This window comes from Methanolobus mangrovi, from assembly GCF_031312535.1.
In the GTDB taxonomy this organism is placed as follows: domain Archaea; phylum Halobacteriota; class Methanosarcinia; order Methanosarcinales; family Methanosarcinaceae; genus Methanolobus; species Methanolobus mangrovi.
Genome location: NZ_CP133594.1, coordinates 1973322 through 1994688, shown reverse-complemented (window position 1 = coordinate 1994688; position 21367 = coordinate 1973322). Strand labels below are relative to the sequence as shown.

The 21367-nt window shown below is 42.2% G+C and carries 22 protein-coding genes; 14 read left to right on the top strand and 8 right to left on the bottom strand.

Annotated elements, in window-relative coordinates; all coding sequences use genetic code 11:
• Positions 1-66 precede the first annotated feature (66 nt).
• Positions 67-252, bottom strand: a complete 186-nt coding sequence (locus RE476_RS09650) for a DUF1059 domain-containing protein (protein WP_309307436.1) — start codon at positions 250-252, stop codon at positions 67-69.
• 292 nt (positions 253-544) lie between these two features.
• Entirely contained in the window at positions 545-2584 is a 2040-nt protein-coding gene (gene metG / locus RE476_RS09645) for a methionine--tRNA ligase (protein WP_309307435.1), read from the bottom strand.
• Between the two features lie 99 nt (positions 2585-2683).
• On the opposite strand from metG, the gene sppA reads away from it, so the two are divergent.
• The 5 genes from sppA to RE476_RS09620 all read left to right on the top strand — a co-directional run bounded on the left by sppA (position 2684) and on the right by RE476_RS09620 (position 7658).
• Positions 2684-3982: a signal peptide peptidase SppA gene (sppA, locus tag RE476_RS09640; protein WP_309307434.1), complete on the top strand. Its 1299-nt coding sequence runs from the start codon at positions 2684-2686 to the stop codon at positions 3980-3982.
• Between the two features lie 6 nt (positions 3983-3988).
• The gene (locus RE476_RS09635) at positions 3989-4471 is read left to right on the top strand and encodes a metal-dependent hydrolase (RefSeq protein WP_309307433.1); all 483 of its coding nucleotides are present in this window, start codon (positions 3989-3991) and stop codon (positions 4469-4471) included.
• Between the two features lie 148 nt (positions 4472-4619).
• Positions 4620-5783: a COG1361 S-layer family protein gene (locus RE476_RS09630; RefSeq protein ID WP_309307432.1), complete on the top strand. Its 1164-nt coding sequence runs from the start codon at positions 4620-4622 to the stop codon at positions 5781-5783.
• A gap of 7 nt (positions 5784-5790) precedes the next feature.
• A complete protein-coding gene (locus RE476_RS09625; RefSeq protein WP_309307431.1) occupies positions 5791-6993 on the top strand; it encodes an ABC transporter permease in 1203 nt (400 codons plus the stop codon).
• Entirely contained in the window at positions 6993-7658 is a 666-nt protein-coding gene (locus RE476_RS09620; RefSeq protein WP_309307430.1) for an ABC transporter ATP-binding protein, read from the top strand. Before RE476_RS09625 ends, RE476_RS09620 begins: the two co-directional genes overlap by 1 nt.
• 22 nt (positions 7659-7680) lie before the next feature.
• On the opposite strand, the gene RE476_RS09615 is transcribed toward RE476_RS09620, so the two are convergent.
• A complete protein-coding gene (locus RE476_RS09615; RefSeq protein ID WP_309307429.1) occupies positions 7681-8256 on the bottom strand; it encodes a DNA-3-methyladenine glycosylase I in 576 nt (191 codons plus the stop codon).
• A gap of 120 nt (positions 8257-8376) precedes the next feature.
• Between RE476_RS09615 and RE476_RS09610 the strand changes: the two genes are divergently transcribed.
• Both RE476_RS09610 and RE476_RS09605 read left to right on the top strand, forming a co-directional pair.
• A complete protein-coding gene (locus RE476_RS09610) occupies positions 8377-9111 on the top strand; it encodes a SagB/ThcOx family dehydrogenase (protein WP_309307428.1) in 735 nt (244 codons plus the stop codon).
• On the top strand, positions 9108-9398 hold the full coding sequence (locus tag RE476_RS09605) for a helix-hairpin-helix domain-containing protein (RefSeq protein ID WP_309307427.1): 291 nt from the start codon (positions 9108-9110) through the stop codon (positions 9396-9398). The genes RE476_RS09610 and RE476_RS09605 overlap by 4 nt, the downstream gene beginning before the upstream one ends.
• 40 nt (positions 9399-9438) lie before the next feature.
• Here the strand turns inward: RE476_RS09605 and RE476_RS09600 are convergent, their stop codons facing one another.
• Positions 9439-10359 (bottom strand): ribose 1,5-bisphosphate isomerase, encoded by a 921-nt coding sequence (locus RE476_RS09600; protein ID WP_309307426.1) that lies wholly within the window; start codon positions 10357-10359, stop codon positions 9439-9441.
• A gap of 115 nt (positions 10360-10474) precedes the next feature.
• Between RE476_RS09600 and RE476_RS09595 the strand changes: the two genes are divergently transcribed.
• Positions 10475-11500, top strand: a complete 1026-nt coding sequence (locus tag RE476_RS09595) for a Fic family protein (protein ID WP_309307425.1) — start codon at positions 10475-10477, stop codon at positions 11498-11500.
• 33 nt (positions 11501-11533) lie between these two features.
• On the opposite strand, the gene RE476_RS09590 is transcribed toward RE476_RS09595, so the two are convergent.
• Together RE476_RS09590 and RE476_RS09585 are read right to left on the bottom strand one after the other, a co-directional pair.
• Entirely contained in the window at positions 11534-11941 is a 408-nt protein-coding gene (locus RE476_RS09590; protein ID WP_309307424.1) for an HI0074 family nucleotidyltransferase substrate-binding subunit, read from the bottom strand.
• Entirely contained in the window at positions 11914-12240 is a 327-nt protein-coding gene (locus tag RE476_RS09585) for a nucleotidyltransferase family protein (protein WP_309307423.1), read from the bottom strand. The genes RE476_RS09590 and RE476_RS09585 overlap by 28 nt, the downstream gene beginning before the upstream one ends.
• Positions 12241-12397: 157 nt before the next feature.
• Here RE476_RS09585 and RE476_RS09580 point away from each other — a divergent pair, with 157 nt between their 5' ends.
• Positions 12398-12811 (top strand): DUF61 family protein, encoded by a 414-nt coding sequence (locus RE476_RS09580; protein WP_309307422.1) that lies wholly within the window; start codon positions 12398-12400, stop codon positions 12809-12811.
• Between the two features lie 29 nt (positions 12812-12840).
• On the opposite strand, the gene RE476_RS09575 is transcribed toward RE476_RS09580, so the two are convergent.
• Positions 12841-13791: a hypothetical protein gene (locus RE476_RS09575; RefSeq protein ID WP_309307421.1), complete on the bottom strand. Its 951-nt coding sequence runs from the start codon at positions 13789-13791 to the stop codon at positions 12841-12843.
• Positions 13784-14317, bottom strand: coding sequence for a hypothetical protein (locus RE476_RS09570; RefSeq protein WP_309307420.1), 534 nt, complete (start codon positions 14315-14317; stop codon positions 13784-13786). Before RE476_RS09570 ends, RE476_RS09575 begins: the two co-directional genes overlap by 8 nt.
• A gap of 166 nt (positions 14318-14483) precedes the next feature.
• Between RE476_RS09570 and RE476_RS09565 the strand changes: the two genes are divergently transcribed.
• From RE476_RS09565 to RE476_RS09545, 5 genes are all read left to right on the top strand, one after another.
• Entirely contained in the window at positions 14484-15851 is a 1368-nt protein-coding gene (locus tag RE476_RS09565) for an NAD-dependent succinate-semialdehyde dehydrogenase (RefSeq protein WP_309307419.1), read from the top strand.
• Between the two features lie 171 nt (positions 15852-16022).
• Positions 16023-17387, top strand: a complete 1365-nt coding sequence (locus RE476_RS09560; protein WP_309309593.1) for an NAD-dependent succinate-semialdehyde dehydrogenase — start codon at positions 16023-16025, stop codon at positions 17385-17387.
• A 1-nt stretch (position 17388) separates the two neighbouring features.
• Positions 17389-19026 (top strand): acetolactate synthase large subunit, encoded by a 1638-nt coding sequence (locus tag RE476_RS09555; protein ID WP_309307418.1) that lies wholly within the window; start codon positions 17389-17391, stop codon positions 19024-19026.
• Between the two features lie 237 nt (positions 19027-19263).
• Positions 19264-20175, top strand: coding sequence for a glycine betaine ABC transporter substrate-binding protein (locus RE476_RS09550; RefSeq protein WP_309307417.1), 912 nt, complete (start codon positions 19264-19266; stop codon positions 20173-20175).
• Between the two features lie 57 nt (positions 20176-20232).
• The gene (locus RE476_RS09545; protein ID WP_309307416.1) at positions 20233-21360 is read left to right on the top strand and encodes an ABC transporter ATP-binding protein; all 1128 of its coding nucleotides are present in this window, start codon (positions 20233-20235) and stop codon (positions 21358-21360) included.
• The last annotated feature ends 7 nt before the right edge of the window (positions 21361-21367 follow it).

Below are 21367 nucleotides of genomic sequence, written 5' to 3'. Positions count from 1 at the left end.
GAAAAGGAATTCGGATGTGACCTGCTTTTTAATGAGCATGCCACCCCCAATTTACAATATTTGACTTTATTCTTCCTTGATTGCTGCTTTTATCTCTTTTTGAGTTTCAGGATCATTTAATTGTTCATCAGTATAACCATGTTCTTCTTTGACGTGCTTTACAGCAACTTCCATCATTTCATCTATGGTTTCTCCTTTAGCAACGAAGGGACAAGCAACCCCCATATCTTTACAGGCTAATGTATATGTCATATATTATGACCTCCCAATTTATAATATCTTATTATTTCTATTTAAGAACATGTAGATATATTCAACGAAGTATAATAAAAAAATAAATTAACCTTCTCTTATGCACCCCTTAACTATGGGTATCTTACTTTATTTGGCACAAACGATATCTTTGTACAGATATAACGAATGAATCAATTAGCCTAAAAATCTCAAAAAATCAAACTTGCCAAAAGAGATGAACAGAATCCAAAGAAAAAAAATCAAATATGATGGGCAGTTCGCCCATCCAAAAAATGACTGAAATCTGAATTTATCTTATACAGGAACCAGGTCCCATATCCTTGTCAGTTGTCAGCAAAGACACTCTCTCGCCAGCATCTGCTGCAAGGAGCATTCCCTGGGATTCAACACCACAGAGCTTTACAGGTTTGAGATTTACAAGCACGTTAACGATCTTGCCAATCATCTCTTCAGGCTCGTAGTGTTCTGCAAGGCCTGCAACGACCTGCCTTGGTTCCTCATCGCCGATATCTACCTGAAGGAGCAGGAGTTTCTTTGATTTCTTGATCTTCTCAGCGGAAATGATTTTTCCAACCCTGATATCGAGCTTTGCAAAATCATCATATTCTATTTCTTCTTTGAATTCCATTATTTCTACTTCCTTGATTCCTGCTTCCTTTGCCATAGCTGCCTTTACACGTTTTGAGGATATCTTTTCCATTTCCTCGATCTTATCATCCTCAAGCTTGGTGAACAGGATCTCAGGCTTTTCCAGTTTTGTTCCGCTTACTACAGGAACGGTTGCTTCTTCATAGGTAGCTGCGTGGACATCAGATTCCATGCCTATCTGTTTCCAGGCAATTTCCATACTACCTGGGGTCATAGGTTCGAACAGCAGTACAAGTGCCTTGGCCAGTTGTATGCAGTTCTTGACAACCTTGCCACATGCATCCTTATCTTCCTTAACGAGCTTCCAGGGTTCATTTGACTGGAAGTATGAATTTCCGTATGATGCAAGGGCCATTGCAGTATCAGCAGCTTTCTTGAACTCATATTCCGAGTTTGCTCTTGTGACCTCTTCAATAGTGGAATTTATCTTCTCCACTACCTCAGGGTCGATCTCTCCCTCTGGGATCTCACCGAAGTTCTTGAAAGCGAAAAGCAGATTCCTGTACAGGAAATTGCCGAATACACCTACAAGCTCAGTGTTTATTTTATCCTGGAATATCTTCCATGAGAAATTGACCTCTTTTGTGTGTGAGGTGTAACTTACAAGATAATACCTGAGAAGATCAGGATGGAAACCATGGTCGAGATAATCCTCCTCTACCCAGACCACATAACCACGGCTCTTTGAGAAGGTCTTATCCTCAATTTTCAGCATACCTGATGCAACAACCGCAGATGGCTGGCTGTAGTCAGCTCCTTTGAGCATTGCAGGCCAGAAAATACAGTGGTGGTAGATGATATCTCCGCCAATGAAATGGATTATCGGGCAATCGCCTCTCCAGAATTTCTCCCAGTCACCGCCGGTGGCTTCTGCCCACTGCTCCGTGAATGCCATATAACCGATAGGCGCATCCACCCAGACATAAACAACAAGGTCATCGTGTCCGGGGAATTTTACACCCCATTCAAGGTTCCTTGTGATACACCAGTCTGTAAGCTCCTGTTTAATCCATCCAATAGCATAATTACGGGCATTCAGGGTACCGCCAAGGTTCTCAAGGTGTTCAAGCAGGAAGTCCTTGAAATCGGACAGTTTGAAGAAGAAGTGCTCTTGTTCCTTGTATTCAGCAGGTCCTCTGCATATGGTACATGCCGGTTCTTTTAGCTCGCCCGGTTCAAGGTGCTTTCCACATCCCTGGTCACATTCATCGCCACGTGCCTTTTCACCGCAGTGCGGACACGTACCTGCGACATACCTGTCAGGCAGGAAACGGTCACATTGTGGACAATATGCGATCTCTATGACCTTGGGATAAACGTAGCCTTTCTCGATAAGCCTGTCAACGATATCCAGCGTGCGGTTGTGATTGGTATCATCGTCTGTTGTTCCGTAAGCATCGAATCTCACATCCATCTTTTTGAATACTTCATCAAAATGGACGTGATATTTCTGCACGAGTTCCTTTGGTGTGATACCAAGTTCTTCGGCATTTACCACGATAGGAGTACCATGGGTATCTGACCCACAGACAAATGTTGTTTCCTGTGAATTCTTTTTCAGTGACCTCACAAATATGTCTGCAGGAATATATGTTCTAAGGTGCCCGACATGAGCTTTCCCGTTAGCATAGGGAAGACCGCATGTTACAAGCACGGCTTTATCAGAAGGAATGTTTGACATTTATTAACTCCATTGGAAATTTATCAATAGCTCTGATGTTGGATTGCGTGCAATTATAAAATATATTTCCCTTGCCCGGTCATAAGGCAAGGTTTTTGAATGTTCACATACATTTTATACCCGGGATGGAAACAAGAGATGAACGGAGATAATTCTGATAAAAAAACTGATGATGATATCGGATATCATCGTTATCCATATAGTTATGGAGAAGCTGGGAATGATAATGTCCATTCCAGTGTCGAATCTAATAATGCAGAGCCAGAAGTTACAGAACCAGAACAAACTTCTGTAACAATCGAAACTGCAGAGACAACTGCCGAAGCAGAGAATTACCCGACCATGGCAGACAATATTACTGATGATGATCCTGTTGATGAAGTACCGGTTGAAGAAAAGGAAGAGAAAACTGAGTATAAACAGGAAAAAACGATCAATGCAACAACAACTTATGCCGAACCATCCCAGGAACCTCCTGTTACGAAGAAGAAAAGCCGTAAATGGCAATATATTGCCATTGTTGCAGTTCTCTTGTTCATTATTGGAGTGAGCTTTGCAGTAATTTACCAGACCTTCAACGGTGACCTTTACTCTTCAAATGATAAGGTAGCTGTTATCTATGTCCAGGGAACCCTCATCACCAGCAGCATACCAGGCGGACTTGGTTATGTGAGCTCTGAAGAGGTATCTGACAACATAAGGAAAGCTCTCAGGGATGAGGATGTAAAAGCCATTGTCCTGAGGGTCAATAGCGGTGGAGGCTCCTCAACCGCCGGAGAAGAGATATATACCGAAGTCAAGAAAGCAAGTGACAGCGGAGTACCTGTCATCATATCCATGGGAGATGTGGCAGCAAGCGCAGCCTATCACCTTTCTGCACCTGCAGACCTTATAATTGCCAATCCTTCGACCATGACAGGAAGCATTGGAACCATATGGACATTCCAGAACCTTTCTGCATATTATAGTGACGAAGGAGTTGAATTCTACATCGTAAAATCCGGAGAGTTCAAGGATATGGGAGGAGCCTGGAGAGGCCTTTCCGATGATGAGAAAGAATATGCCAATAAGGTCGTTGCAGAAGTTTACGGAAATTTCGTAAGGGATGTCGCCGAAGGCAGGGACATGAGCACCAGTGAGGTAAAAGCCCTTGCAGATGGCAGAATATACACCGGAAGAGAAGCAAAGGAACTTGGCCTGGTGGATGAATTCGGTAACCTTTACGATTCAATTGACAGGGCAGCAGAGATTGGTGGCATAAAGGGAGAGCCAACTATCGTTTACATGAACAAACCATCTCTTTCAAGCCTCCTTTTTGGCTCTGAATCCGAAGCCACTGTCTCTTCAGAAGAATTCCTTCGATATTATGAGGAAAGTCCCTACGGTCAGATAAGCTGATCTTGAATGCCTTTCACACCGTTTCATCTGGGACCGGCCTTTTTGCTCGGAGAGATCTTCGAGAAAAGGGCCAACCTTTTTTCTCTTCTTCTGGGAAGTATAATTGTTGATGTGAGAGCTACTTATTGTCTTTTTACTGGCTGCCGACCCCTGCACGGACCATTTCATACTTTCCTGAGTGCAGCAGTGGTCGCTTTTCTGCTTGCATGGCTGCTATTTTCACAAAGACTATGGTTGCAAAAGCTCACTTATAAATTTGAAATTGAACAGACCTATTCCTTCCTTTCAATGATAATAGGATCACTTATAGGAACATGGAGCCATGTACTCCTTGATTCATTCCTTTATACCGACATAAGACCACTGTGGCCTCTGACACCCAATCCACTTCTAGGGCTGACGGTATCCGGAACAGTATATCTGCTATGCCTGCTCTCCTTCCTTCCTGCAACAGGAATTTACTGCTACAGGTACTGGAAAAGACACTGATACATATATTGATACAAAAAGTATAAGTCAGCCTGTGCTCAACTTATAGTATAAAGAAGTGAAGTTATATTGTGGTGGGGGAGTTCCAATAGTCATCAAAAGACATTATAGATGGTTTGCAGTTGTGACCTTGGTCTGTATTTTGTTTATGTCATTCCCGGCCATAGCCCTGGAGCAGGTGAGGACTGATAAGCTTGACATACTCGCTGCGGAAGTATCTCCGCAGCCTGTAAGACCAGGAGAGGAACTGCTTGTTAAAGTGAGTGTGGCCAATTATGATGACACTACAGCCGCCAATATCATTCTTGATGTTGAGAACCAATTCCCCCTTATATTGAGATTCTCTGAAAAGGAGTATGGTGTAAAGAGCATCTCCAATAATAGTTTCAGGATTGACAGGATAAGTTCCAATGGAAACGTAGAGATTAATTATAACTTCCTCATCGACCCGAAAGCCAGGACTGGAACCTACCACGTAACTTTCAGGCTTTCTGATGGCAATGACATATTTGTTACAAGAACGATATCCATCAAAGTTGAAGGAACTCCGGCCATAGCACTTATGAACTCTTCTTTTTCACAATCAGGAATATCTCCGGGAGACTCATTTTTCCTGAATACGACCGTTGCAAGCGTTGGAAGCGGTAATGCCAAGAACATACGAATAACTCTCCTGCTGGATGATGTTCCTTCCCTTGTGGCTGTAAAGGACAATACTGCATTTATCCACACATTGGATGCAGGTGAAGAAGAACAGATAACTTTTGAGCTAAGCCTTGGAAAAGATGCAGAGATAACATCCTACAACATACCTGTTTCTATAATTGCGGTTGATGATACCGAAAATCTTGATATCAGCTCAGTTGAGACCATTGGTTTTGATGCAAAGGGAAGAGCAAAACTTGATATTGCCAACATAAAGAATGATCCTACAATGCCTGAAAAAGGTAAAGAACTCACCCAGATGATAAGGATCGAGAATGTAGGAGAAGGCGAAGCAAGGTCGGTGAAGGTCAGTATTGTGGACCTTGATGTTTCCGGCACTAAGGAAGCGTTTATCGGAAAGCTTGATGCAAACGATGATGCTCCTGCTACGTTCTCATTCATTCCCCGAAAGAGTGGTGACCAGGAGTACACCGCACTCATCGAATATGAAGATGATTTCGGGAAACATTCTATTGAGCACAAACTGACCATGAGCGTAAAAGGCAGCTCACCCTACCAGATACTGCTAGGGATTATAGTTTTGTTTGTGGTGGTCTTTGGGACATTCACCCTCAAAAAGCATTTCAAAAAAGAGACCGAAGAATGAGGAGAACATGCTTGAGAGAACAAAGGTCTCCTTTTTTCTGGCATCGAGATCGATACTGAGAGGCAACAAAGGTATCACTTTTTTCACTATTATAGTCCTGACACTTGTGTATCTGCAGCTTGTTTTCTTTTCCAGTGTGATAGGCGGGGTGACGCTGAAGTTCAACGATGTGCTTGTAGATTACCAGACAGGAGACCTTGTTGTCGAACCTAAACAGGACGAACTTTACATATCAAATGTTGATGCGCTCAGCAAAAAGATAGAGCATCTCCCTGAAGTAGTAGGTGTATCACCGCGTTTGCGTCTGAAAAGTTCCATAGCCTTCAAAGAAAAAGAGGTAGGTGCCACAATTTATGGCATTGATGCAAACGAGGAGGGACTTGTCACCAAATTCGAATCGGCAATGGTTGAGGGGGAATTCATAAGCAAGCTTGACAGGGGAGAGATAGTACTTGGAAGGGAACTTTCCGGAGGATACGGAGCAGTAATGCAGAGCAGGTCCCTGGAAGATGTGACTGTAGGGGATATCGTCAATGTTATGATAAACGGCCAGGCAAAGGAATTCAGGGTAAAGGGAATCTACAATACTTTGTTCTTTATGTCCGACTCTTCAGCCTTTGTTAACAAAGAAGACCTTGAAGAAATCCTGGATGCTGAGAACAAAGCCCATGAGATTGCCATAAAGATCAAGGATGGTGCGGATGAGGAATACGTCCGTGAGGAGATACTTTCCCTGGGAGTGCAGGAGGAAGTACGAACCTGGCAGGAATTTGCCGGTATCCTGAAGATAATCGAAGGTACACTTTCCATGGTGAGGAACATCTTTACGGCAGTCGGACTTATCGTAGCCTTTGTCATTATTTTTGTGGTCATCTTTGTAAACATCGTAAGCCAGAAACGCCAGATAGGAGTACAGAAAGCCATCGGCATAGAAGAAGAAATTATTATTGCTTCCTTTGTGTTACAGGCGATGTTCTATGCCTTTGTAGCGATGGTCATAGGCTACAGCCTTATGCAGTTCGTTTTTACAGGTTACACACAATCCCATCCCATCAGTGCACCAATTGGCAAGGTGAGCCTGGACCTGAGTAATTCTGAAGCAGCGATCCGTGCAATGATGCTTTTTATGGCAGCAGTTATTGGATCCCTAATCCCATCCTACAGAATGACAAAGAGAAGTCTGCTTGATCTGATATGGGGTGCCAACTGATGATAGAGGCAAGGGATGTCAAAAGAACCTTCCTCATGGGTAAGGTGGAAGTAAAAGCTCTGAAGGGCATCAGTCTCAATATAGGCAAAGGAGAGTTCGTTGCCATAGTAGGCTCAAGCGGTAGCGGAAAGACCACTCTGCTCAACCAGCTCGGATTGCTGGATACACCAACATCGGGAAAGGTTTTCATTGACTCGACCAATGTATCAGAACTTACTGATAAACAGAAAATAAGATTCCGGCTGAACAATCTCGGTTATGTTTTCCAGGATTACGCTCTTATCCCCACCCTGACAGGTCTTGAGAATGTCTATCTGCCCCTGATGATGCAGGGGAGAACACAGGAAAACATCATGAAAGAAGCTGTCAGCATAATTGAAGCTGTGGGGCTTGCTGACAGGATGCACCACCTGCCGTCAGAAATGAGCGGAGGGCAGCAACAAAGGGTTTCCATTGCCAGAGCACTGGTACATGAGCCAAAGATACTCTTTGCCGATGAACCCTGTGCCAACCTTGACAGTGAAGCTTCAAGACAGATCCTGGAACTTTTCAGCAGGTTCAATGAAGAAAATGAGCAGACCATTGTGATGGTCACCCATGAGCAGTGGCACCTGGATTATGTGGACAGGGTCATTACATTAAAGGACGGACTTATCGCAGATTGAATTTGAATTAACCACGGACCATTCACTGCATATCCCTGCACTGCTGGTGCCTGAAACATCCGGTCACATGGTCATTGACCATTCCCACAGCCTGCATGAAAGCATAGATTATCGTTGGACCCACGAAATTGAATCCTCTTTTCTTCATATCCTTGCTTATCTTTTCGGATAGTTCAGTCTTTGCAGGGATCTCTGACATTGAATTCCATGAATTCTGTATTGTTTTCCCATCTTTTAAGAATCCACGAAGGTAATTGTCAAATGAGCCGAACTCATTCCTTATCTCAATGAATGCCTTTGCATTGTTAACTGCGGAACGCACCTTCAGTTTGTTCCTTATGATGCCACTGTTCTCTAGAAGCTCTCCTATTTTCTCTTCACCATAACAGGCAACTACGTTGTAGTCAAAGTCATCGAAGGCTTTCCTGTAGTTCTCCCTTCTTTTAAGGATCGTATCCCAGCTAAGTCCGGCCTGTGCCCCTTCAAGTATCAGGAACTCGAACAACTTACGTTCATCATGTTCAGGTACACCCCACTCTGTATCATGATAATCTGTTTCAAGTTCGTTCATTTCAGCCCATTGACATCGGGTATTCATATTCGGAAGAGAGCTTACAAACGCTTTATATTTTCTTCTTTTGGTTTTTACTCAAATAAGGACAAGAAGTATAAACAACAAATGAAGAATCTCTTTTAAGGAAATTTCGGGGTTATCATCATGAGTGGAACAGGCAAAGAGTTCATGGAAAAGACGCAGTACAGGTATCTTGACATTTCAGACCAGTCAGCGGGTTATCCCCAGCCAGCTCTGGAACTGGGAGATAACAATACCGGAAAGATCATAGATCTGCCTCAGCCAAAAGAAATACAGGTCAGGGATATTGACCTGAGACAGGCTATCGAGAAGAGAACGAGCATCAGGAACTACAGTTCAGAGCCACTTTCTATTGAAGAACTCTCATACCTGCTCTGGTGTACACAGGGAGTAAAGGAGGTTGTCAGGAATGTTGTTACTTTCAGGACAGTGCCCTCGGCAGGGGCCAGACACGCGCTTGAAACCTATATACTTGCAAACAATGTGAAAGGACTGGAAAAAGGATTGTACAGGTTCCTTCCCATTGAGCACAAACTCGTAGAGATAGATATGGAAAAGAACATCGCGGACAAGATCAAACGCGGATGTCTTGACCAGGCATTTGTTAAGACCAGTGCTGCAACATTCATATGGACAGCAGTGCCCTACAGGATGGAATGGAGATACGGGCAAAGAGGCTACAGGTATCTGCATCTGGATGCAGGACACACATGCCAGAATCTGTACCTGAGTGCGGAGTCGGTGGGTTGTGGGGTTTGTGCCATTGCAGCATTCCTTGATGAGGAAATAAATCCTGCAATCGGGGTTGATGGGGAAAATGAGTTTGTCATATATGTTGCAACGGTAGGTAAAAAATGAGGGGTGAAATGTCTTCAACCTCTCCAGCTTATAAAACAGTGATAAAAGAGCTTATGCAAATCCCAGGTGTGGGAAAAATGATTGCATATGATCTCTTGAACCTCGGTATTCGCAATATAGCAGACCTAAAAGACAGAGACCCTGAAGAACTCTATCAGCAATTATGTAACTTTCAGGGCATGCATGTAGACAGATGCATGCTTTATGTTTTCAGGTGTGCAGTTTATTTTGCATCTAACGATGAACATGACCCTGATCTGCTAAAATGGTGGAACTGGAAGGATTGAAAGCCTCCAGAATCACTTTCCAAATTGAATAAATTCAAGCTTAAACTGCCAGCTCAAGTCCCAGATAGTCCTTTATTACCGTGAAAGCCATGGATGGGGGGAAAGCTCCGACTTCAGTGATTATGAGGTCGATATATTCTGCCGGAGTAACATCAAATGCAGGGTTTTTGACCTTGACATTTGGAAGCTCCCTGAGAATCTCAGCATCTATTACCTCATCACTGGAACGGTCCTCTATCTCAACCATTTCTCCAAGAAGGGTACGGGGGCTGAATTTGTATGTTTCTGCAGCAACAATGACATTCCTGCGTGCTTCCTGTGCTGCCATTGCAAGCTGGGAAGTGCCTATTTTGTTAATGAGGGCGCCGTTAACTGAAATCGAATCTGCACCTACCACCACAAGGTCAACTTCTTTCATGGTCAGCCTGACAGCAGAGTCCACAATAAGAGTTGTGGGAATACCATGATCGTTCAATTCCCTGATGGTGATCAGACCCTGCCTTCTGGGTCTGGATTCCGTAGCAATGACGGATATATCCTTGCCCTGGTCAAAGGCTGTTTTGATAATAGAAAGTGCTGCATGGGAGTTGCAGTGGGTCATGATGACATCGCCATCGTGAATACGCTGGGCACCTATCATACCAATCTTCTCCAATGCTTCCCCTGCATTTGTTATGAATTTCTCTGCATTTTTTGAGATTTCATCAATGGCATCATAGACATTTGTAGCATTGTGCCTCTTTGTAAGAGCAACGGCATTGGGAAGAGACACAGCAGTCGGCCTGGTGTCCACCAGTGTCTTTGCAGCCTCTTCTAGCTTGATGTTGAACTCACTTAAAGGCAGGGATTTCAGCGACATTGCATAATCCCTTAATGCAGCTGATGCTGCAACTGCAATCCTTCCTGCGCCCCTGATATCCATTGTCCTTATTTTCTCTGCTGTAGTGTTCAGATCATCCATAATTATATGTCGCATTTAAAGAATTTATATTTAGCCAGTCAGGTATATCAATAAGCGTTGACCGGAACAGATAATAAATAATCGGGGCAATGTCTTTCAGGAGAATAACTGAAACATGTACCAGCCGGATTTCCATTATAATGACAGGATAGTACGTCTGCTTGCAAGGATACAGGCAGCCAGGGAGATAATTCTCAATACGCACGTACCTCCTGCATGGGAAAGGAGACTGCAGATAAACAACCTTTTCAGACTCGCCTATCATGCTACAAGCCTGGAGGAAAATGGGCTTTCCATCAGGCAGGTTACAAAACTCGTTAACGGACAGGATATATTCGGGGATGAGACGGACAAGAAACAGGTCCTTAATTTTCTGGAATTGAATGAGTACCTCCAGAACATTGAAAATGAGGATATATCCGAGGATATGATACTCACACTTCACAAAATAGCCATGAAGGGAATTGTCCCTGACAGTGAGATCGGCAGGTATCGGACAACTGTGGCTGAGGGATTCATGGAACCTGAAAGGGTCAGGTATTGTGTCCGCGACCTGATCGACTGGATCTATAGTGATGAGGCTACCGATGTTCTACCGGTATTAAAGGCAGGGATCGTCCACTATGAACTTTATCGCATGCACCCCTTTGAAAGTGCCAGCGGTACCATTGCCATGAGTATTGCATCCTACATTCTGGGAAATAATTTCAGGGAAGCTAAAAAACTGTTCACCATTGAAGAGTTTTTCAACCAGAGAAAAAAGAACTATTTTGAGGGCCTTGAAGGCAGCAATGGAAATGGTCCTGATATTACTGAATGGCTGGAGTATTATCTCTACGGTCTTGCATTGAAAGTCTCAAGGGTTGAGAATGCCGTGCTGAACATAAGTCGTGACTACGGGACCATTGGAAAATACATGCAGATTGGACTGAAAGACCGGCAGGTCAAAGGTATCAAATTTGCACGTGAGATGGGAAAGATCACGAATCAGGAATACCAGAAACTATGTGATCTGGGTGTTTCAACTTCAAAAAGAGACCTTCAGGAACTTGTTAAGAAGAAGATATTCATCCAGGTGGGAAGAACAGGACGCGGAACTTATTATAAACTCAGGTACGACCACCTTGATGAGTTGATATAATACACAAAATACAGTCCAACAGAAAACAGGGAATCAATCCAATCCTGAATCCCTGATAATGTTCAGGTATATCCTGTCCATCAGACTGTAATATCCTGCAAGTTCCTTGTATATCTCCTCGGCCACATCTTCGTGATATGTGTGAGTTGTCATGTTCCTGTCGTCTGTCATATACAACGCCTGCATGCTTTCATCCTCATTTATGAGATGCATTTTGAAAGCTTCGCGAAAGCATGATTTGGGAGAATTGCATACGATACCCTCTCTTTCGATAAGATATTCCTTTATGAGTTTCCAGATCGCTTCGAAGGTGTACTCAAATCGCTGGATCGCAGCATCCCTGATTATAACGGAATATGGCTCGTCCATTATTTCCTTCAGGGTACCAAGAGCCCTTTTTGCAACCCTTGCTTTCATTTGCAGTTTGTAGTGTCTTTCCATACCTCTCCCTCATCAAGCACCTTCTGTCTGAATTCCCCGGAAACGGTAGAAAGGTCCACCAGGTCCACGGTATAAGGAATATTCATCTCCTCGAATTTTGCCCTCAGGGCAGTTAACTTTTTTCTGTCGTATTTTCCCAGTGGCAGAATACCAATATCAATATCAGAAGTACAGTGGGCGTTTCCTCTTGCCCTCGAACCGAAAAGAACTATCCTGACATCCTCGTTCTGAAAAGCTTCAAGAACTTCCGCCTTTACTTTTCGAATTGATTTTTCAAAAACTTCTGAGTAATCAGGCATTTTAAGGTCCCTTTGTTTTTCGTTATTATAAACAAGATCTCTATCTACTTTATCATATCCCATCTTTAAATTGTTTGCCAGATGCTTTTGTACTCAAAACCAATTTCAAGTAAAAACAATATAGGAAAAATAGGCGAATATGTCCGGAAGATATCCAATGACTGATGATTCCATCTTCACGCGGTGGATGAGACTGGAAATGGGAAAGCTGAACGACGGTATCGTTTCAGAGCGCAAGAGCCTTGCTCAGCTCCTGGCAGAAGAAAGACCAGCTTCAATGACAAAATCAGGGAAAGAGCACACCTTTGACAGAAGTGTACTACAGACTATCGGCGAAAAACTACCTAAGGACCTTCATAGAAAACTAAAGCTTCCAATCCTTTTCTTTTCGGATACAAATGTTCCTGACAGTTGTTACCTTAACGACCCCCATGCTCTTGAAGTATTGCAGATACTTGGAGATATGAGCCATATGCGCCGTATACAGGATGGAAAGCTCTGGGTCGGAAAGTCCATAGCCTATGCGATCATGAAAAAGTATCCTACGGTTGTGCAGATTGCCATGAGATAACTGAAACCAATAGCATAGTCCTATGTATATCACATTTCTTCTTTTTGATTAGTTCGATAAAAAGTATTAGTTTCTGATGGAAGGGGAGATTGCAAAATATTCTTTTTATATGCGTCAATGAAGTCTTTCACAGCGTTTGAAGAGTTAATCCTAATTTGAACATTGCCGCCATCTTCTAGCAATTCAAATTCCAATTTATTTTCTAGACTCTCTAGTTGTGAATATTCTCTAACATGAGACAAATGCCTATCAAAATCCCCACTGTTAATTGTCCTTACAAATGTTCTTACGTTTCTAATGTCATGAGAATATTCATTCCAAGCATCATCACCAATATCTAGTACATTATGATTATGAATCATATTTTGGGCTTTTTCTTTCCAGTGATTTCTATAGTTGAACATTTTTTCAAAAAAAGATGTTGCTTTACTTCTAATCAGAGTTTCATCAATAAGAACTTCTTGTGCGTTCCATGAACCTTTCACTATCATAGAAGTATATGTTGGAATGAGAAATATAGAATCTGTATCAGATAATGAGTAATTTTGTCCAATTTGGAGGTAAAGATAACTTTTTTTGTATAACTTCAATTTAGAAGAAAGATTTTCAAAACCTAAAAGGAAATTTCCATCTTGATCCTTTTTCATAATTGCAAAAGAATCAAATGGAACTTTGTCACCAGTTCCTCTTCTAGGTACAAATTCATTGATGGGCTGAATTAAAGTATTGTTTAGTACTATTTTGTTTACTAGTTGAACTAATTCACTACTCGAATTATCATTTGATATGGAAAAGTAAGTTTCAGAGTCACTTTCTAACTCGTAAACTTGAAAATAGTCTACAACATCAGAATGATTGGCTCTATCGAGTTCATTTTCTATTAATTCTTCAAGCAACTCTAAATTAGAAGATATCGGAACTTTGTAAATAGTAAACCCATTTTTTTTAGATTTAAACAAATAGATACTTACTTCACTCATCATTCTCACCTTTAAAAATATAAACGTCTTCAAACAACTCTTCTAATTCAATCTTATTTTTGCCAATTTTTCTTTTGCTTATAACCATAACTGTATTATTATTATCAATAGAGCACTTATAAACTTTATAATCCATCAGCATCAGGATTGGCTGCAAATAATAGGTACCGCCTGCTTGGTAAACTACATAAAATAAAACTAAAAGAATTATGATTTTCATAGAATACAACGAATCTTCTATAAAGTATAGCCCAATCATAAAAGAAATCAAATAATTAAGAGTTTCAGCTGAAGTATTTTCAAATTTTGTTATTTCAAAAACTTTTTTGGGCCACTTTTTATGGAAAAACAAATAGTAATTTAACAATATGACAAATAAAGTTAGGACTATAACAAGAATCCAGTTCAAAGAAATGCCTCTAAAATCTATTTCTTTAAGATTCTTATTATCACATATGATAAAGGCAAACAAGGGATAGTAACTCAATAAAAACAAAATTACTTTCCCAAATCTAGTAACTTCCATTTGACAGACTATAAATATCCTAACTTATTCATAAGTTTTTCTACAGTATACTTAAATATTTAATTCAACCAAGTATTTTTTAATTATTAAAAACAAGCATATACAATAACATTCAGTTATAAGCCAAAAAACTAATTACTCTAAAATAAGTATAAGGAAAAAAATCATGACCGCCATCTCATCCATCAACCCAGCAACAGGAAAAGTCATCGGTGAAGTAGAAATGCATACTGATGAGCAGACAGATCAGATGCTCAAAAAGTCTGCTGAGACTTTCAGGGAATGGAAAAGAACTGATGTTTCAGAGCGTAACGAACTTCTTCGGAAGTTCGCGGAGCTGTTACGAAAGAACAAGCAACAATATGGAGAACTCATAACCGCCGAGATGGGAAAGGTCATGAAGCAGGCTGTTCCTGAAGTTGTAAAATGCGCCACCATGTTCGATTATTTTGCAGATAATGCAGAGAAGATACTTGAACCTGAGCCTGCGGAAGAGAATGCATGCGATTCCATGATACATTACGAACCCATGGGAACCGTGCTCGCCATCAAACCCTGGAACTTCCCGTTCTGGCAGGTGCTCAGCGCCGCAGCACATGTACTGGCAGGCGGGAATGTCATGCTTCTCAAACATTCAAGCTATGTGCCCATGTGTGCACTGGAGATAGAGAATATCTTCATTGAAGCAGGATTTCCTGAAGGTGTTTTCCAGACACTGCTCATAGACGGAAAAACAGCATCTTCACTTATTCCGAGGGATGAAGTGAAAGCCGTGTCCTTCACAGGAGGATACGATGCCGGACAGAAGGTTGCAGAGCTTGCCGCTCACAACATGAAGAAATTCGTACTGGAACTCGGTGGCAGTGATCCTTTCATAATTCTTGATGATGCCGATGTGAAAATGGCGGCAAAGGTCGGTGTTCCAAGCCGTTTCATTAACACAGGGCAGACATGCATAGCAGCAAAGCGTTTCATAGTAATGGAAGACGTAGCAGAAGAGTTCACAGAAAGATTTGTTGAAGGAACCGAGAATCTGAAGGTAGGTGACCCAATGGACCCTGACACGGATATCGGTCCAATGGTCAGGGAAGAGCAAATGAAGATACTGGAAAACCAGGTCAATGATGCGATATCAAAGGGTGCTAAAGTCCTTATTCCCGGTGGAAAGATGGAAAGTGAGGGTTACATGTTTTCACCGACTGTACTTGGTGATGTGAGCATGGATATGAGGGTCATGAGGGAAGAGACATTCGGACCTGTGGCACCGATAATTACTGTAAAGGATGAGGACAAGGCAATTGAGTTTGCAAACGATTCCGAGTTCGGACTGGGTGCCAGTGTATGGAGCCAGGACCGTGACAGGGCTATGAGAATCGCTTCTGAACTTGAAACCGGAATGGTTGGAATCAACTCATTCTGTACACCACAGGCATGCCTGCCCTTTGGCGGAGTGAAGAAAAGTGGGATGGGCAGAGAGCTTTCAAAACATGGGTTCTATGAGTTCATGAATATCAAGTCGATAAAGATGATGTGAAAATTACAATCACTTCATGATTTTCAATTTCTTCTTTTTTTTTCTCTTTATTTTTTATTACACATTTTATGAGTAATTTTAAATCATTTATATATCATATCAACTATTAAATAGAAGAAGGGAGTGAAAATTCCCTTATTACGTTTAAGGTGTAAAGGGGAATTCCAATTGGTGAAAATAAGTTCTGTAAATCCTGCAACAGGGGAATTGAATGGAGAATTCGATCTCTATTCTCAGCAAGTGGTCGATCAGAAGATAGAAGACTCAAGAAAGGCATTTGGTGAATGGAAAAAAGAACTTATTGTTGAAAGAACGTTTTCCATTGAATGTGTGGCTGAAGTTCTGAGGGATAGGGAGCAGGAACTTGCAGAGATCATCACAAAGGAAATGGGTAAACCGATCAAAGAGTCTCTTGCAGAAATACAGAAATGCGCATGGACCTGTGATTATTTTGCAGAGAATGCAGATACGTTCCTTGCAGCTGAATTTGTAGAAACTGATGCCGAAACATCCGGTTTTGTCTATGAACCTGTCGGCACTGTACTGAGTATCATGGCATGGGATTTTCCTTTCTGGCAGGCTTTGAGATGTGGAATAGCAGCTCTTGCAGGTGGAAATACAGTACTTTTAAAGCATGCAAGCAATGTGCCAATGTGTGCCCTTGAACTTGAGAACATCTTTATTGAGGCAGGATTTCCTGAAGGGGTTTACCAGACACTCCTTGTGGATGGCCCTACAGCATCCTCACTAATATCCAGAGATGAAATAAATGCTGTTTCTTTCACCGGCAGCCGCCCAGCAGGAGAAAAGGTAGCAGAAGCTGCAGGAAGGAACATCAAAAAGTTCGTTCTTGAGCTTGGAGGCAGCGATCCTTTAATAGTACTGGAAGATGCAGATCTCGACAAAGTGGCAAAAGCAGCGGTATCAGGTCGGTTCCAGAACTGTGGACAAAGCTGTATTGCAGCCAAACGTTTACTAGTTGATGAGAAGATTGTAGATAATTTCACAGACCTGTTCATAGAGAATACAAACGATCTCAACATAGGCGATCCAATGGACCCTAAGACTGACATGGGACCCATGGCAAATGAAAAACAGAGAGAACTCCTGAGTGAACAGGTAGCTCAAACCCTGAAAATGGGAGCGAACGTACTGCTCGAAGGTGGTCATAAAAATGGAGAAGGCTCATTCTACATGCCAACAATTCTCAATGATATAAGCAAAGATGCTCCTGTTGTCCGGGAAGAGATTTTCGGACCGGTAGCGCCCATAATTAGCTTCAAAAATGAGGACGAAGCTATCAAAATAGCTAACAGCACAGAGTTCGGGCTGGGTGCCAGTATCTGGAGCCGGGAAACTGAAAAGGCCATGAGAATGACAAGGCATATAGAATGCGGAATGATATCAATAAATAATATTGTAGGCTCTGATCCGCGACTCCCCTTTGGGGGTATGAAGAAAAGCGGTGTTGGAAGAGAACTATACCGTGTTGGAATGCTGGAGTTTATGACTGTCAAATCCATGAAGGTGTATTAAGATGAAAGGAAGCGACCTCTTTGTAAAGTGTCTTGAAAATGAAGGTGTTGAATATATATTTGGCGTACCGGGGGAAGAGACTATCGATCTTACAGATTCCCTCCTGAGGTCCAGGATCAAATTCATCCCCACAAGACATGAACAGAGTGCCGCTTTTATGGCAGATGTCTACGGAAGGATAACACACAGGCCCGGAGTATGCCTTGCAACACTTGGACCCGGTGCCACGAACCTTATCACAGGCGTTGCCGATGCACAACTTGACAGGGCACCTCTTGTAGCCATCACAGGCCAGTCTGCACTTGAAAAGACACACAAGGAATCTCATCAGTATATCGATATTGTGACTGCCTTCAAACAGTTCACAACATGGAATTCAAAAGTAATGAAACCTGATTTTATCCCGGAGATCGTTCACAAGGCCTTTGAAATTGCTATGGACCGTCCGGGAGCTACACACATAGAACTTCCTGAGGATGTGGCAAAAGTAGAAACTACGAAAGAGCCAATTTCTAAAAAGACCTATCCCCACATTAGCCTTCTTGATGAAAGGGAACTCAAAAAGGCTGCGGATATGATAAAAGAGAGTTCAATGCCTATTATTCTTGCAGGAAATGGGATATTCAGGGAAGAAGCCTCAACTGAATTGAGGATACTTGTCGAGTTTACAGGTGTTCCGGTGGTAACAACATTCATGGGCAAGGGTGCGGTGGCTGCTGATGATGAGCACTATCTTGGTTCAATGGGAATCAAAGACCATGACCACATCATGTGTGGTTTTGAAATGGCTGATCTTGTTATCTGCATAGGATACGATTATGTGGAATACAGCCCAAAATTCTGGAACCCTGAAAAATCAAAGAAGATAATACACATCCATACTGACCATCCGGAAATAGATGAGAGCTATATGCCGGATATTCTGCTTATAGGTAGCATAAAACAGGCACTTTTCAGCCTGAGACAACAATGTGATTTTAAAATGGAGATGCCTCCCAGATTCTCTAAAGTCCGCTCAAGAATGAAAGCGGAAATTGAGGACTACAGGGATGATCTGTCATTCCCCATGAAACCGCAGAAAATAATATATGATGTAAGAGAATCTATAGACAGAGGGGACCTGCTGATAAGCGATGTCGGTGCTCATAAATTATGGGTTGGAAGGCTTTTCCCTGCATATGAACCCAATACTGTTTTTATTTCCAATGGACTTGCAACTATGGGATTTGCACTTCCCGGTGCCATTGCAGCAAGTTTGATCAAACCTGAAAAGAAGGTTGTTGTAATTGCAGGAGATGGCGGTTTCCTCATGAACCTCCAGGATCTTGAGACTGCTGTGAGACTTGAATGTAATTTTGTTGTCATCATTTTCAATGATTCAAAGTACGGCCTTATCGAATGGCACGAGAAGAAGACTTTCAACGAGACCATAGGTATTGATTTTACAAATCCCGACTTTGTAATGCTGGCCCAGAGCTTCGGTGCAAATGGTGTGAAGATCGAAAGAGCGGAAGAACTGAAGCCAAAGCTCGCTGAAGCATTGAATGCCGGCGGTGTCTGGCTGCTGGATGTACCGGTTGATTATTCAGAGAACATCAAGCTGACTGATAAATTGAAGAATAATTTCTGCGAAATCTGAAAATGGGGGGTGATACCCTTCTTTTCTATCTCGTTGCTATCCTCTGATTTTTTCTTAGATCTTTTTCCTGCACTTTAAAACATTGATATTTGTCATATATATTTGGGATTTTATATCAAAAGTTGACCAGAACCTACTGTATAGATACATTTATAAAAAGTGCACTTAATCTATATTACAGGGAAGTCATACGAAAATACGGTTAGCTTCAATAAGTGATTTTCGGGGTGTTGAATAATGAGAAAGACTATACTGATAACGTTAGTTGTAATTATGACTCTTTTTGCCAGCGGATGTACTGAAACGCCTGCTGACACAGATGTAGAAAAAGGAACTGTTGTGATAGGGTCTAAACTCTTTCAGGAATCATACATTCTGGCACATATGACAGCTCTTGTGCTTGAGGATGCAGGATATGAAACCGATGTAAAGCAGGGTCTTGGTGGTACATTCGTCAATTATGAGGCATTGAAAGCCGGTCAGATAGACGTATATGCCGAGTACACCGGAACTGCGTACAGCCAGATACTAAACCTGAGCCAGCTTGATAACTGGGACAGGCAGGTCGTTTTAGATGAAACTGAAGCGGGTCTTCTGGAACAGGATGGTGTAATGATAGTAAGCAACCTTGGATTTGAAGATGCATACGCTATCGCAGTAAAAGAGGATTGGGCGGCAGAGAACAATATCACGAAGATAAGCGACCTTGAACCATACGCTGCAGAAATGACAATTGGAACTGATCCTGAATTTGCAACCCGTGAGGATGGTCTTCCACGCATAAAGGATGTTTACGGCTTTGAGTTCAATGATTATAAGCAGGCAGTAGCTACTGTAATGTACGAAGCCATCAAGAGTGACCAGGTAGATGCTATTTCCGCCTACACGACTGACACCAGGAATGAAGTATTCGAGCTCAGGGTACTTCAGGATGATAAGAACGCACTACCACCTTATGATGCTATCCTGATAGTGACAGAACAGTTCGCAGAGGAGAATCCTGATGCTGTTGATGCAATGAAAAAACTTGACGGTGCAATTGACACCGATACCATGAGACAGTTGAATTACCAGTTCGATATTGAGCAGAAGGAACCCAGAGATATTGCGTATCAGTTCCTTGTTGACGAAGGAATCATAGAGGGATAAGAAACAGTATATCCCTTTCTTCTTTTTTAAAAACATGATCTCAGTCAGGGTGCATATATGCAAACCGAAAGACTATTTGACCGAATCGATTCTATCCAGTTCAAAGGAATCACCAAAAAGTATGGTGCCGGATTTGCAGTAAAAGAGCTGGACCTTGAAATACAGGGCGGAGAGCTCCTGATTCTCATCGGACCAAGCGGTTCGGGAAAGACCACCACGCTGAGAATGATGAACCGTATGATAGAGCAGGATTCCGGAAGTGTTACCATCAACGGGCTTGACACCCGTGAAGTTGACCCGGTCCGACTGCGCCGTAATATAGGTTATGTTATTCAGAATATTGGCCTTTTTCCCCATATGACGATCGAGGAAAACATAGGTCTTGTTCCAAAACTTGAAGGCTGGGATAAGAACAGGATAGAAGAGAGAGTTAGGGAACTGCTGGATTTTGTTTCTCTTCCACCAGACATGTTCATGGACAGATATCCGAGACAATTGAGTGGCGGACAACAGCAAAGGGTCGGACTTGCAAGAGCCATGGCAATGGACCCACCCCTGTTTTTGATGGATGAACCTTTTGGTGCACTGGACCCGATATTACGGAAACAGCTCCAGAAAGAGTTCCTTAAAATAAAGAATGAGATCAACCGGACAATCGTATTCGTGACCCATGATATCGAGGAAGCACTCATACTCGGAGACAGGATAGCCATAATGGACCAGGCAAAACTTGTACAGGTCGGCCCTCCTGAGGAATTAATCTTCAATCCTGTAAATGATCTTGTTTCTGATATTGTTGATACACAACGGAAATTCAAGCATATGGATACCCTTAACGTCAAGGACCTGATGTCTCCGTTTGATGAAAAGTATGTATTTGATGGAAAAATGGATGCCTGTGACGCTGTTGAAGAGATGACCACGAGGGATCTTGAAACTGCTTTTGTATTTGAAGAGGATAAACTTCTCGGACAGGTCACGATGATAGACCTTATGAAATGCAGGGTAAAAGATCAGAAACTAGCCAATGTGGCGAGGCCTATAAAAACATTCCAGCCACTGAATTCAGTTGCATTTGCACTTTCAGAATTGAAGAACAGCGGCGAATACCTTGCAATTGTGATGAATTCAAAACATCCCATTGGTATCCTTGTATCTGACGAAGTATTGCTGAAACTTATCTGAAGGAGAC